The 13,539-nt window shown below is 70.5% G+C and carries 9 protein-coding genes; 6 read left to right on the forward strand and 3 right to left on the reverse strand.

Features of this window, described 5'->3' with window-relative positions:
* Positions 1-183: 183 nt before the first annotated feature.
* Positions 184-1,803 (reverse strand): subtype B tannase, encoded by a 1,620-nt coding sequence (locus ACZ7MG_RS11940; RefSeq protein ID WP_471382282.1) that lies wholly within the window; start codon positions 1,801-1,803, stop codon positions 184-186.
* A 536-nt stretch (positions 1,804-2,339) separates the two neighbouring features.
* Positions 2,340-6,305 carry a glycoside hydrolase family 2 TIM barrel-domain containing protein gene (locus tag ACZ7MG_RS11945; RefSeq protein WP_471382281.1) on the reverse strand — a complete coding sequence of 1,322 codons (3,966 nt, stop codon included), beginning with the start codon at positions 6,303-6,305 and terminating at the stop codon, positions 2,340-2,342.
* Positions 6,306-6,550: 245 nt separating this feature from the next.
* On the opposite strand from ACZ7MG_RS11945, the gene ACZ7MG_RS11950 reads away from it, so the two are divergent.
* The 4 genes from ACZ7MG_RS11950 (at position 6,551) to ACZ7MG_RS11965 (ending at position 10,729) form a co-directional block, all read left to right on the forward strand.
* On the forward strand, positions 6,551-7,435 hold the full coding sequence (locus ACZ7MG_RS11950) for a DMT family protein (protein WP_471382280.1): 885 nt from the start codon (positions 6,551-6,553) through the stop codon (positions 7,433-7,435).
* A gap of 100 nt (positions 7,436-7,535) precedes the next feature.
* Positions 7,536-8,570, forward strand: coding sequence for a hypothetical protein (locus tag ACZ7MG_RS11955; RefSeq protein WP_471382279.1), 1,035 nt, complete (start codon positions 7,536-7,538; stop codon positions 8,568-8,570).
* Between the two features lie 197 nt (positions 8,571-8,767).
* Positions 8,768-10,084, forward strand: a complete 1,317-nt coding sequence (locus ACZ7MG_RS11960; RefSeq protein WP_471382277.1) for a serine hydrolase domain-containing protein — start codon at positions 8,768-8,770, stop codon at positions 10,082-10,084.
* 48 nt (positions 10,085-10,132) lie between these two features.
* A complete protein-coding gene (locus ACZ7MG_RS11965; RefSeq protein ID WP_471382276.1) occupies positions 10,133-10,729 on the forward strand; it encodes an exonuclease domain-containing protein in 597 nt (198 codons plus the stop codon).
* A 205-nt stretch (positions 10,730-10,934) separates the two neighbouring features.
* On the opposite strand, the gene ACZ7MG_RS11970 is transcribed toward ACZ7MG_RS11965, so the two are convergent.
* Complete coding sequence (locus ACZ7MG_RS11970; RefSeq protein WP_471382274.1) at positions 10,935-11,420, reverse strand: HIT family protein; 486 nt, start codon at positions 11,418-11,420, stop codon at positions 10,935-10,937.
* A 58-nt stretch (positions 11,421-11,478) separates the two neighbouring features.
* Between ACZ7MG_RS11970 and ACZ7MG_RS11975 the strand changes: the two genes are divergently transcribed.
* Positions 11,479-11,916 carry a VOC family protein gene (locus ACZ7MG_RS11975; protein ID WP_471382272.1) on the forward strand — a complete coding sequence of 146 codons (438 nt, stop codon included), beginning with the start codon at positions 11,479-11,481 and terminating at the stop codon, positions 11,914-11,916.
* Between the two features lie 60 nt (positions 11,917-11,976).
* Positions 11,977-13,428 carry an argininosuccinate synthase gene (gene argG / locus ACZ7MG_RS11980; RefSeq protein ID WP_471382270.1) on the forward strand — a complete coding sequence of 484 codons (1,452 nt, stop codon included), beginning with the start codon at positions 11,977-11,979 and terminating at the stop codon, positions 13,426-13,428.
* The last annotated feature ends 111 nt before the right edge of the window (positions 13,429-13,539 follow it).

The raw sequence follows: 13,539 nt of genomic DNA on the forward strand, positions 1-13,539 counted from the left end.
CGAACGTATCGGCTGGCCGAAAGTAGAGCCGGGAGGGACGGAAGTCAACGGGTGTGACAGAGGTGGTTTTTGAACCGGTCACACAGCGACGACGCCGAGCCCGCGTGGGGCTCGGCGTCGCGCTACGGCGGTCAGGTTTTATGACGGGAACACAGACGCGCCGAGTCGAGGGGAACGGCCAGGTCAGCGCTTGTGACCGGTCACCTTCGCGATCCACCGGATGAAATCGGCCGCGTCCTCATTGGCACCGTGGCCGCCGTCCCAGTACATGAAGGCGTTGACGTCGTCGCCGAGGTTCTCCAGCTTCGCGGCGAGGTTGCCGACGACGGTGAGCGAGGTGTCGCTGTCCTTGGTGCCGACGCGGATCCACCAGTGCCTGGCCCGCCCGGGGTTGGCCTTGGCGAGGAACGGCATCGGGTTCATCAGCTTCAGCGTCTCGGGCAGATCGCTGTCGAGGCGCGCGCTCGCGCTGCCCTCGTGGCGGAGGCTGTAGAGGGTGAAGTGGCGGGCCTCGGTGGTGCCCTTGCCGAACAGGTTGTTCTCACCGGCGGACAGGTCGAACGCGTCGAAGGCGGGCGCGTCCTTCTTGCGGGCGCCCACGTGGGTGAGGAAGTCCGCCCAGGTCAGGGTCGCCTTCCCGCCGGACCAGGTGAGGAAGGTGTTGCTCGCGAGGTACGCCGTCCGGTCCGCGTCCGAGAGCGCGGCGAGGTACTTGGTGGCGGACGGCTCCAGGAAGGTCTTCACCAGGTACTCGTCGAGGTTGCGTACGGTCAGCGCGCCCAGCCCCTTGGCCCTCAGCTTCAGCGAGGCCAGGTAGTCGGCGAAGGCCGCTGTCAGCTCCTTGGACACCGTACGGTCGACGAGCGAGCCCGAACTGAGCTTGTTGGCGCCCCAGTTCCACTCGTACGCCATGTCCGCGTGCTCCAGATCGGTGATCGGGCACCAGTCGCCGCTGGCGAAGATCGCGTCGGAGGCGTCGGCCGCGCCGATCTCCTTCAGGTACGGGTCGTACAGCGGGCTGTCGCCGGAGGCGCCGAGCAGCGCGGACAGGGCGCCGCCGGCGCTCGTGCCGGACGACACGATGCGGTCGGTGTTCCCGGGGATGCGGCCCTTGTTGAACCGTACGTACCGCACGGCCGCCTTGAGGTCCACGATGGCGGCGGGCGCGACGCCGTAGTACGTCCCGTCCGCGTCGACGAGCGTACGGCCGCGCGCGCCCGGCTCGACCACGACGTACCCGGCGGCCAGGGCGAGCTGCGCGTTGCTGACGGACTGGCCGCGCTGGTCGAGCTGGCCGTTGCCGCCGGACTCGACCTCGCCGGTGCCCGTTCCTTCGGAGGCGGAGGCGGAGGCGGAGGCGCTCGGGGAGGCGCCGCCGGTACTGCCGCCGGTCCCGCCGCCGGGCATCCCGGTCATGCCGCCGCCGCCCACGCCGGTGGCCTCGGCCACGGACGACGGCATGTAGCCGCCGACCGAATTCGCGAAGAGAATCGGCGCGTTCGTGGCGTCGACGGTCTTCCCGTCGATCTCGACCGGCACGCTCACGTTCAGCGACTGGTACGTCTCGTCGACCGGCTTCGTGACGTAGGTGATCGCCTTGTAGAAGTGGTACGTCACCTCCACGTCGCCGTCGTCGGTCGTGATCGTCGTCGTCAGCTCGGTGTAGGCGTCCTTGTCGAAGGCGAGGGCGCCGGAAGCGGACTTCGAGGACCCCGAGGACTTCGCGGAGCCGCTGCCGGAGGCCTGCGCGCTGAGGGCGAAGCCGCCGACCGCCGCGACTCCCGCGGTGGCACCGAGCCCCATGATCACGTTCCTGCGCCTGACCGCCCTGTGCTTCACGGTGCCACTCCCTCGCTCGCGTCGTCTGCCCGTTTCTGCTTGCGAACGTACGGCGGTGCTCGCAAAATCGTCAACAATTCTGTTTGATTCATCGTTGACGCATAGGTGGTCACAGGAGACGCACAACGTAGGGGGCTCACTCAGCTCGACCCGCTTCTCGACCCGCAGGGCGGCCTGTGAGGCCGTCGTCACGGCACCGGGTAGTCCGTCGCAGGCGAAAGTGACCGGGTCGGCGGAGTTCCGGCTGCCCTATCTGGATGACGCCGACGTCTGGGATTCTCCTGGGCGGACGGGGTGAACACGAGGTTCGAGGACGACGGGCCCGTCGAGCATCCTGTGGGTCCGTGCATGGCGTCGGCCGTCCTCGCCCGGCTGACGTCCGGCGGACCGCAACCGTCGTTCGACCGGCGCCCGTTCGGGGAGGCAGCACCGTGCGGCCTCCCCGAACGCCCTGCTCAACGCTTCGAGACCACTGATCGGGCGTGGCCTCCAGGGTGCGGCTACTCCGTCGCCGTCGGGCGGCGCGATGCCGCCGTCGCGTCGGCCACGTCCGTCAGGGGGCGCAGGCGGTACGTGTATGTGTAGTCGCGGTTGGCGAAGAGTTTGTACTCGTCGTGGGTGTGGGCGCCCCAGCTGTTGTCGCCGCCGACGCCCATCTGGCGGTGGTTGACGCGCAGCACGGGGGTGTCGCGGGGGGTGAGGTGGTAGTCGTGGCGGAGGCCCGTCGACAGGTCCTCCGGGGTGAAGTACGAGGCGTTGATCTCGATCAGGCCGTCGCCCGAGACCAGCAGGCCCTCCCCGTCGCGGTCGGTGACGGCGGCCCAGCGGACGTCGGTCTTGTTGCCGTTCTCCTGGGGGCGGATGTAGCCGGACCACTGGTCGGCGATGTCACCGGAGTAGAGACCCACGTCGGTGCCGTTGTTGCGGTCCCAGTGGTTCTCCTCGGGGCCGCGTCCGTAGTAGTGAAGGCGCTCCAGACGGCGGTTGAGCAGGAACAGGGTGCCCACCTCCGGGATGTACGGAAGGGAGGAGGCACCTGGGTGCAGGGTGTTGTCGACCTTGATCTCGGCGTTGCCGAACACCGTGTAGGTGGTCGTGTAGGTGGACTCGGTGGTCGTCGGGAGCGTGCCGCTGACCTTGACCTCCACGGCACGGTCCCCGAGGGCCCGCACGGTCACACCCGTGACCTTGCGGTTCGCACCGGCGTCCCGCCAGGTCTGGTTGCGGGTGTGCTGTCCGTTGCCGTGGTCGTTGTCGGTGGGGGCCCGCCAGAAGTTGGGCACCGGGCCGGAGTCGATCAGCCGGGTGCCGCCCGCCTTGTACGAGGTGATCGTGCCGCTCGCCTTGTCGACGGTCACGGAGAAGCGGCCCGGGTAGCCCTTGCCGGTGACCGTGACGGCGTCGTCGCTCTCCTCGTACTTCAGCTCCGGGACGTCCGCCAGGGGGACGGGGCCCACCGCCGGGCTGCCCGCCTCGACCGGCAGCTGCTCCCGGGCCACCTCGAAGCCGGACTTCGCCCAGGGGGTGGAGTCCTTGGTGGTGAAGGAGAGTTCGAGGAAGTACTCGGTGCCGGGCGCGGGGGAGGAGGGGAGGCGGAAGGGGACGGTGATGTCCTTGGTGGAGAGGGGGCCGACGTCCAGTTGGGCGCGGGTGAGGCGGCCCTGCTGGATCTTCTTGCCGTCCGCCACCAGGGTCCAACTGCCGTCGAATTCACGGAGGTTGGTGAAGAGGTTTTCGTTGGTGAGGGTGACCGTCGTGGAGGTCAGGGTGTTCCCGGTGGCCGGCTTCGCGTGGACCGCCTGGTAGATGCGCTTGACCTCGGCCGCCTTGCCGGTGTGGCCTCGGTCGGCCTTGACGATGCCGTCCGCGACGAAGGCGCCGTCGTTGGGGTTGTCGCCCCAGTCACCGCCGTACGCGAAAAACGAACGTTCCTTCGCGAAGCCCTGCCGCTTCCTCTCCCCCACCTCCACCGTCGCCGCGTCGAACCAGAACCGCACACCCTCGTCGCCGGGCCCGCGCCCCCCGGAGGCCAGCTCCGCCCCGCTCAGGGCGCGCGCGTACACGCCGGCCCGCCGGATCGTGCCGCTGAACTCCCGCGTCGGGTTGTCCGTGTCGGTACCGAGGGAGAGGGGCGCGGTGTTGACGGACGGGCGCCGGGTGGTCGTGCGGGTCGCCTTCACCTCGCCGTCGACGTAGAGGGTGAGGGAGCCGGCCGCCGCGTCGAAGACACCGGCGACATGGTGTTCGCGGCCGGTCCAGCCGTCTGCCGGGACGCCCCAGCTGACGCTGACCCACTGGCCGCCGCCGTAGATGAAGAACTCGACGCTCCGGTCGGTCTGCTTCAGCGCGTACTGCGTGTCGCCCTTGGCGACGAGTGGCTGGTGGCCGCCGGTGACGTGCGGGGTGACCCAGGCCTCCAGGGTCAGCGAGCCGGTGAGGTCGAGCGCCGGGTCGCGGGTGAAGCCGGTGGCGCCGGAGAGGCCCTTGTCGCGGCTGAACGTTCCTGCGGCGGTGAGGAGCTGGCCCTTCAGCCCGCTCGGGCCGCCGTCCGTGAACACCCTCAGCTTCGGCACCGGCCAGGTCAGCGACTGGTCGACGAAGTCCCAGATCCAGCCGCCCTGGAGGACGGGATAGCGGCGTATGAGGTCCCAGTACTTCTTGAAGTTGCCGGTCGAGTTCCCCATCGAGTGCGAGTACTCGATCATCACGTACGGCCGGGTGTCGGCGGTGTCCTTCGCCCGCTGCTCGACCCGCTGCGGGCTGTCGTACATCTCCGAGCGGATCTGGCTGATCGTCGGCCGGTCGTCGCCCTCGTACTGGATGACGCGGGTCGGGTCGTACGACTCGATCCAGTCGCGCATGGCGACGAAGGTGGAGCCGCCGCCGGCCTCGTTGCCGAGGGACCACAGGACGACGGAGGCGTGGTTCTTGTCGCGGTGGACCATGGCCTGGGCGCGGGCCACACAGGCCTTCGTCCAGTCGGGGGCGTTCCCGGGGTAGCGGTCACGGATGCCGTGGGTTTCGAGGTTCGTCTCGTCGACGAGGTAGAGGCCGTACTCGTCCGCCAGTTCGTACCAGAGCGGGTTGTTGGGGTAGTGCGAGGTGCGGACGGAGTTCATGTTGAGGCGCTTGATGATCCCCATGTCCTCGACCAGGTCGGCGCGGGTGAGCGCCATGCCCCGGTCGGGGTGCATCTCGTGCCGGTTGGTGCCGCGGAGGGAGACCGGCTGCCCGTTGATCCGCATCAGCCCGTCCCGCAGGGCGAATTCGCGCAGGCCGACGCGGTGGGAGAGGGTTTCGACGACCTTGCCGCGCGGGTCGCGCAGCAGGAGCACGGCCGTGTAGAGGGTGGGGTGTTCGGCCGACCAGAGTTCGGGCGAGGGCACGGACTTGGCGGCCTGGACGGTCACGTCCTCGCCCGTCGAGGAGGCGGCGACGGCGACGGACTGGACGAGGGGGCGTGACCAGACGGCGTGGCCCTTGGCGTCGTAGAGCTGTGTCTCGACGGAGTACGACCCCTCGTGCCCGGCGGCGTACGCCCGCACGCTCGCGGTGACCGACAGCTCGGCGGTCGTGTAGTCGTCGCCGAGCGGGGTGTCCAGCTTGAAGTCGCGCAGGTGCACGGCGGGCGTGGAGTAGAGGTAGACCGAGCGGAAGATGCCGCTCAGCCGGATCATGTCCTGGTCCTCCAGCCAGTCGCCGTCCGAGTAGCGGTAGACCTCGACGGCGATCTGGTTCCTGCCCGGCTTGAGGTGCTCCGTGATGTCGTACTCGGCCGGGTCGTACGAGTCCTCGTGGTAGCCGACGAGGGTGCCGTTGATCCACACGTAGTGGGCCGACTTGACGCCTTCGAAGTGCAGGAAGGTACGGCGGTCGCCGGCCGTCCAGTCCTTCGGGAGGTGGAAGGTGCGCCGGTACTGGCCGACGGGGTTGTAGCGGGTCGGCGCGGTCGGCGGCTGGGCCTCCTCGCCGAGGCCGTTGGGGCCCCACCACGGGTAGGTGATGTTGATGTAGATGGGGAAGTCGTAGCCGTGCAGCTGCCAGTTGGACGGCACCGGGATGGTGTCCCAGTCGCTGTCGTCGACGTCCGTCCTGTAGAAGTCCTCGTCCCGGTCGCCCGGCCGGTCCACGTAAGCGAACTTCCACTTGCCGTCGAGGCTCAGCCGGTACGGGGAGCGGGTGCGGTCGGCGGTGAGGGCCTGTCTGACGTCCGCGTACGGCATGAGGGTGGTGTGCGGGGGCTCCGCGCCGACCTGGAAGAGCGCCATGTTGCCGGACCACTCGGGGCCGGCGTCGGCGGCCGTCTCGCTTCGGGGGGCCGCGAAGGCGTCGCCGCCGGTGAGGGCCAGGGTGCCGAGGAGGGCGGCGCCGCCCTCCAGCAGACGGCGGCGGCTTACGGGGTACGCATGCGGCGGGTGCGGGTGCGGGTGCGGGTGCGGGTGCGGGTGCGGGTGCGGGTGCTGCATTGCCGGGGCCTTCCTCGCGATGACAGGGACGACAGGGGGTGCAGGCACTGAGGAGCGTCGGATGGTGTCCGGTTGCTGTCCGGTTGCTGTCCGGTTGTTGTCCGATGTTGTTGAAATCCGGGCTCTTGAAATCCGGGCTCACCCTAGGACTTCGAACAGAACCGGATCAATAACTCTGTCGGACTTTGTGCGGTCGTGTGGGTCGGAGCGTGATCCCGCCCGGCGGGCACCCTACGGTGCACCCCATGGTGGCGGGTGTGGCGTGGGCGTTGTGCGCGGCGGTGTGCATGGGGACGGCGACCGTGCTGCAGGCGCTGGGCGCGCGGCGGACGGCTGCCGCCGAGGGAGCCGAGGGAGCCGAGGGAGCCGGGGGAGCCGAGAGCGCCGTGGCCGCCGGGGACGCGCGCGGCCGGGGGCGGACCGTGGTGGAGGTGCTGCGCGGCTGGCCGTTCCTCGCCGGGGCGGGACTGGACACGCTCGGGTTCGGCGCCCAGGTGGTGGCGCTGCGGCTGGTGCCGCTGTTCCTGGTGGAGGCGGCGGTGGCCTCGTCGCTGGCGGTCACGGCGGTGGTCGGTACGGCCGTCCTGGGGCTGCGGCTGCGGCGGGCCGAGTGGAGCGCGGTCGCCGTCGTCTGCCTGGGCCTCGCGACGCTCGCGGTGGCCGCCGGGCGCGCCGGTGACGGACACGGCGACCTCGGGCTGCGGGTGGCGGTGCTGGTCGCGTCGGTGCTGGTGGTGGCGGCCGGGTGGGTCGTGGGCGGGCGGTTGCGGCGGGGCCGGGCCGTGGTGCTGGGCGCGGCGGCGGGCCTGAGCTTCGGCCTCACCGCGATCGCCGTACGGCTGCTGCCGGAGGGCGTGACCGTGCTCGGCATCCCGGCCCAGCCGGCCGCGTACGCCGTCGTGGTCTCCGGTCTCGGCGGCTATCTCCTGCTCGTCCAGGCCCTCCAGTCCGGCTCGGTGACGGCGGCCACGGCGGCGATGGTGATCTGCGAGACCGTCTGGCCGGGCGTCTTCGGCGTGGCCTGGCTGGGCGACTCGACGCGGGACGGGTACGGGTGGCTGGCGGTGGTGGGGTTCGTGGGGTGCGTGGGGGGTGGGGTGGCGCTGGCGCGGTTCGGGGAGGCCGAGTAGGAGGCCGTTGGTCCGTCGAGGCAACCTTCGGTGGGGTCGGCGGCGACGGAGAGGTGAAGTGAGAGCACGTGAAATCCCGCCCCCACAAAGGGAGTTCACCATGCACAACAAGCGCACCCGCAACCAGCGCATCCGCATCGCGAGACTGCTCACCGTCCTCGGTGCCGTCCTGGCCGTACTGCTCGCCCCCGGTCTGAGCACCCCGTCCGTCGCCCAGGCGGCGAACGACCGGGCCGCCCAGGCGCGGGCCGACGCCGCGACGGTGGCCAGGGCGGTGGCCGAGGCGAAATCGCTGACCGAGGCGACATCGCTGACCGAGGCGAAATCGCTGACTGAGGCGAAATCGCTGACCGGGGCCGAGTCCGTGGCCGCCGCGCCGACCGCCTGGAACCCGCCCGCGAACCTGGTCCAGCCCCTCAACGAGGTCTGGAACCACGTCGAGTCCACCTACGGCAACCTCTACGGCTTCCGCAACTACGGCTGGGACCAGATCATGGCCAACCGCGGAAGCGTCAACTACTGCGTCCGCTGGGAGTCGGACCAGCCGGTCAGCACCGCCCTGCGCGACCAGATCCACGCCGCGCTGAAGAAGCAGTTCGGCAAGTGGATGGCCGCCATGCTCGACAACGGCACGGGCACCGACGCCTGGCCGTACACCAATGTCCCCGTCAACATCGTCGGCTGGGCGGTCAAGAACCGCTCCACCCTCCAGTGGAGCGACAACTCCGTCGACATCTACACCAACATGCTCGACGGCGCCGGAGCCCCGCAGTGCAACCCCGACTGCGGGCGCTTCTTCCACCAGGACGGCAACTACTCCCGCTGTCCCGGGGGCGCCGCCCGCCACTACGACCAGTCCCTCTGGCTCACCGAGGGCTTCGGCGGCGGCGCCGGCGGCGACTGGGGGCAGCGGATGGGCCGCTCCTACTTCACCGGCGCCCTGGGCCAGGAGAACATTCACATCTACCTGCACGAGGTCGGCCACACCTTCGGCCTGGACGACTTCTACGACTGGTCCCCGACCGGCCAGTGCTGCTTCCTGATGAAGGCGGGCAGCGCGGCGCAGATCACCGAGTTCGACAAGTGGATGTTCCGGGACTTCTGGCGGCACATGAAGTACCGCTACGGTCTCTGACACCCACTCCGCACCACACTCCCCCACCCGTCACCACCGTGCGCGGGGCCGTGACAGATGTCATGGCCCCGCTGTGATGGTGATCGTCCGCGGGAAGGATGTAGGGCGCACCCGTCGTTCGTGACAATCGCCTGACAAGGCCCGGGAGTTGACCGTCCGGGGCCATCGGGAACATCAGGATCGAGGGGGAACCAGCCGTGCGTATCAAGCATCTCGTCGGCACCGCTCTGGGCACCACACTTCTGCTCGTCACGGCGGCGCCCGGCGCCGGGGCCGCCCCGGCCCCACCGGCCGGCCTGGACCGGGCGGAACTGCGCGCCACGCTCGGCGCGCTGCACGAGGCGGGGATGTACGGCGCGTACTCCTCCGTGCGCGACGGCCGGGAGCGCTGGACCGGCGCGGCCGGACTGGCCGACGTGGACACCGGGCGGAAGGTCACCCCGGACATGCGGCACCGCGTGGGGAGCATCAGCAAGACGTTCACGGCGGTGGCGGTCATGCAGCAGGTGGAGCGGGGCCGGATCAGCCTCGACGCCCCGGTCACGCGGTACGTCCCCGAGCTGTTCGACGGCGGTACGGGCGCCGGCCGGGAGCGCGGCGACGCCATCACCGTACGCATGCTCCTCAACCACACCAGCCACATCGGGGACTACGTCGTCGGCGCCTTCCCCTCCCTCGCGCAGGGCTCCACCGCCAGCCTCGACGACCACCGCTTCCGCTCGATCGCGCCCCGGGAGCTGGTCCGGCTGGGCCTCGCCGCCGACGCCACCGGCAGCCCCGGCGCGCAGCCCGGCTCGTACTCCAACACCAACTACGTCGTCGCCGGGCTGATCCTGGAGAAGGTCACCGGTCAGAAGGCGTCCACGTACATCACCCGCCATGTCATCGACCGCGCCGGGCTGGACGACACCTCGTTCCCGCGCACCCCGTACATCAAGGGCCCGCACCCCAAGATGTACGAGTCGTTCTACGGGCTGATCGATCCGCCCCGCGACTACAGCGTCTACGACATGTCCTGGGCCTACACCGCGGGCGCGATCGTCTCCACCACCGACGACCTGAACCGCTTCTACCGCGAGCTGCTCACCGGCGGCCTCGTGAACCGGGCGTCCCTCGCCGAGATGCGGCGCACGGTCCCGGTGTCGCTGGGGGGCGACCCGGCCGCCACCATCGACTACGGCCTCGGCATCTACACCCTCGAACTGCCCGGCTGCGGGCGGTTCTGGGGCCACGACGGCGGGGTCTTCGGCGCCGGCACGATCAGCCTCACCAGGGCGGACGGGAAGCGCCAGTTCTCCATGGGCTGGAACCTGATGAAGTACCAGCGGCTGAACGAGGACGGTACGGCGCTGGAGCCGAGCCCGATCGACGAGGCGCTCAACGTCCATCTCGCCGAGGGGCTGTGCCCGGAGGGTGTTCCGGAGGCCGCCGGGGCGGAGCTGAAGTCCGGGATCGCGGCGGCGGACGCCGGGCGGGTCCTGCCGGACGGTCTGCTGGGTAGGACGTTCCCGTAAGCGTCCGCCGGCGGCTTCGGCCGCCTCGCACCGCAGGAGCGCAGCCTCTTGGCCACCACCTTCGTCATCTTCGACCTGGAGTTCACGACCTGGCCGGGGGCCATGGAAGGGGACTGGTCGGCACCCGGCCAGTTGCGGGAGATCGTGCAGATCGGCGCGTTGCGGGTGAGTGAGGAGTACGCGGTCGTCGAGGAGTACGAGGCGCTGGTGCGGCCGGTGGTGAATCCGGTGCTCTCGCCGTTCTTCACCCGCCTCACCGGGATCGGGCAGCGGGCCGTGGACCGGGACGGGCTGCCGCCGGCCCGGGCCCTGAGCGAGTTCCTCGCGTTCTGTCAGGGGCGGTCCGTCCTCTCCTACGGCAACGACATGCTCGTCCTCGGCGAGAACATCGGCTGGGCGCGGGCCCGGGGCGAGGAGATCAAGCACAACGCGCTCACCCCGGGGTTCGTGAACATCCGCCCGTGGCTCAACGCCGTCGCCCCGGCCACGGTGGCCGTCAACTCGGGCCGCCTCTGGCAGACCCTGGGCCTGCCCCGGCCCGCCCCGGGCGACGAACACTCCGCCCTCTTCGACTGCCACTCCATCGCGGCGGCGCTGCGGTGCCTGGCGGGGGCGGGGGTTACCTTGCCGCGGGGGGTGGTCTGAGGGGTGGGCGCGGGAGGGGTGGCGGGCGGGGCGGTCTGTCGGGTGCGGGTCCGGTGGGGCTTCTCGCGCAGTTCCCCGCGCCCCTGAAAAGCAGGGGCTGCGCCCCGTGCTTTTCGGCCCGCAGGGGCCGCAGGCCCTTCAGGGGCGCGGGGAACTGCGCGACCAGCCCCCACCGGGCCCGCACCCGGACTACTGCTCCACCCGCTCACCCCGCGAGGCGGTCCAGCTCCCCGGCGATCGCCTCGCGCAAGGTGTCGTGGTGCGGGCCGAGCGCGTGCCGGCCATCGCTCCACCGGTCCCGGGAATACAGCCACACCGGCCTGCCGACCAGGTCCGCCGGTTCCCATGCGTATCTCGGCCAGACGTGTGCGTGCAGAAACGGGTCCGTGTTGCCGAGGATCTCCAGGTTCACCCGCCGGAACGCCGGGTCCAGCCGCCCGCAGGCTCGCTCGACGGCCTCGCCCAGCCGGTCCATGTCCGCGAGGAACGCCGCCCGCCGGGCTCCCGGCAGCTCCGACAGCCGGCCCACCGCCGGGTCGTCCACCAGCAGGACGCAGTACCCGGGCAGGAACTGCGTGTCCCCGATCACCGCGAACCCGGCCGTGAGCCTGCGCAGTACGGTCGGGTTCGTCCCCCGCAGCGCGCTGCCGATCCGGTCGTCGCGCCACGACTCGCGCCACTCCTCGCTCATGGGCGTGACTTTACAATCGCTGTTTCGCCGTCCAACACCCAGTCATCCAGGAGCAGTTGTGTCCGAAGCACCCGCACCCGCACCCGTACCCGCCGTCCGTGAGCTCCGGCTGGTCGTCACGGCCGCCGACTACGACGCCGCGCTGCACTTCTACCGGGATGTGCTGGGCCTTCCCGAGCGGGCGGCGTTCTCGTCCGAGGGTGGGCGGGTGTCGATCCTGGAGGCGGGGCGGGCGACGCTGGAGATCACCGATCCGACCCACGCGGAGTTCATCGACGAGGTGGAGGTCGGCCGCCGCGTGGCCGGGCACCTCCGGGTCGCCTTCGAGGTGGACGACTCGGCCGCGACCACGGCGAAGCTGGCCGCGGCCGGCGCCGAGGTGATCGCCGAGCCGACCCGCACGCCCTGGAACTCGCTCAACGCCCGCCTCGAAGCCCCCGGCGACCTCCAGCTGACCCTGTTCACAGAACTCGGCACGGAACTCGGCGACGCCTGACCACGCAGACGCGACCGAGGGGACTTTGCATGATCATGCATTGGCATGCATAATATTTCCATGTCCAAGGTCCTCACCTCTCTTCCGGCCGGCGAGCGCGTCGGCATCGCCTTCTCGGGCGGGCTCGACACCTCGGTCGCCGTCGCGTGGATGCGCGACAAGGGTGCTGTCCCGTGCACCTACACGGCTGACATCGGCCAGTACGACGAGCCCGACATCGCCTCGGTGCCCGGCCGCGCGAAGACCTACGGTGCCGAGATCGCGCGCCTGGTCGACTGCCGGGCCGCGCTGGTCGAGGAGGGCCTCGCCGCGCTGACCTGCGGCGCGTTCCACATCCGCTCCGGCGGGCGGGCGTACTTCAACACCACCCCCCTCGGCCGTGCCGTCACCGGCACGCTGCTGGTCCGGGCGATGCTGGAGGACGACGTCCAGATCTGGGGCGACGGCTCGACCTTCAAGGGCAACGACATCGAGCGGTTCTACCGCTACGGCCTGCTCGCCAACCCGCACCTGCGCATCTACAAGCCGTGGCTGGACGCCGACTTCGTCACCGAGCTGGGCGGCCGCAAGGAGATGTCCGAGTGGCTGGTCGCGCACCAGCTGCCGTACCGGGACTCCACGGAGAAGGCGTACTCCACCGACGCCAACATCTGGGGTGCCACCCACGAGGCCAAGACGCTGGAGCACCTGGACACCGGTCTGGAGACCGTCGAGCCGATCATGGGTGTCCGGTTCTGGGACCCGGCGGTCGAGATCGCCACCGAGGACGTCACGATCGGCTTCGACCAGGGCCGCCCGGTGACGATCAACGGCAAGGAGTTCGCCTCCGCCGTCGACCTCGTCATGGAGGCCAACGCGATCGGCGGCCGGCACGGTCTCGGCATGTCCGACCAGATCGAGAACCGCATCATCGAGGCCAAGAGCCGCGGCATCTACGAGGCCCCCGGCATGGCCCTCCTCCACGCCGCGTACGAGCGTCTCGTCAACGCCATCCACAACGAGGACACCCTCGCGCAGTACCACTCCGAGGGCCGTCGCCTCGGCCGGCTGATGTACGAGGGCCGCTGGCTGGACCCGCAGGCCCTGATGATCCGGGAGTCCCTGCAGCGCTGGGTCGGCTCCGCGGTCACCGGCGAGGTCACCCTGCGGCTGCGGCGCGGCGAGGACTACTCGATCCTCGACACCACCGGCCCGCACTTCAGCTACCACCCGGACAAGCTCTCCATGGAGCGCACCGAGGACGCCGCGTTCGGCCCCGTCGACCGCATCGGCCAGCTGACCATGCGCAACCTCGACATCGCCGACTCCCGCGCCAAGCTGGAGCAGTACTCGGTGCTCGGTCTCCTCGGCACCGGCAGCCCCGCGATCGGCGCGGCCCAGGCCGCCGCGACCGGTCTCATCGGGCAGCTCCCGGAGGGCGGCGCCGAGGCCATCGCCTCCCGCGGCGCGACCACCGGCTCCGACGACGACGAGCTGCTGGACCGCGCGGCGATGGAGTTCGGCACGGACTGACCGCCCGGCGGACAGGGACGCATGCGGGCAGAGACATGGGGAGAGGCCGGCTCGACGGTGACATCGTCGGGTCGGCCTCTTCGCGTCTGGGCTCCTTCAGCCCGCCGTTCC

Source organism: Streptomyces sp. NPDC107538 (assembly GCF_055657445.1).

What these genes read in the sequence shown, in the direction of transcription:
- ACZ7MG_RS11940 (WP_471382282.1), bottom strand. Translation starts at nt 1,803, where the DNA reads ATGGGGCTCGGTGCCACCGCGGGAGTCGCGGCGGTCGGCGGCTTCGCC.
- ACZ7MG_RS11945 (WP_471382281.1), bottom strand. Translation starts at nt 6,305, where the DNA reads ATGCAGCACCCGCACCCGCACCCGCACCCGCACCCGCACCCGCACCCG.
- ACZ7MG_RS11950 (WP_471382280.1), top strand. Translation starts at nt 6,551, where the DNA reads ATGGTGGCGGGTGTGGCGTGGGCGTTGTGCGCGGCGGTGTGCATGGGG.
- ACZ7MG_RS11955 (WP_471382279.1), top strand. Translation starts at nt 7,536, where the DNA reads ATGCACAACAAGCGCACCCGCAACCAGCGCATCCGCATCGCGAGACTG.
- ACZ7MG_RS11970 (WP_471382274.1), bottom strand. Translation starts at nt 11,420, where the DNA reads ATGAGCGAGGAGTGGCGCGAGTCGTGGCGCGACGACCGGATCGGCAGC.
- argG (WP_471382270.1), top strand. Translation starts at nt 11,977, where the DNA reads ATGTCCAAGGTCCTCACCTCTCTTCCGGCCGGCGAGCGCGTCGGCATC.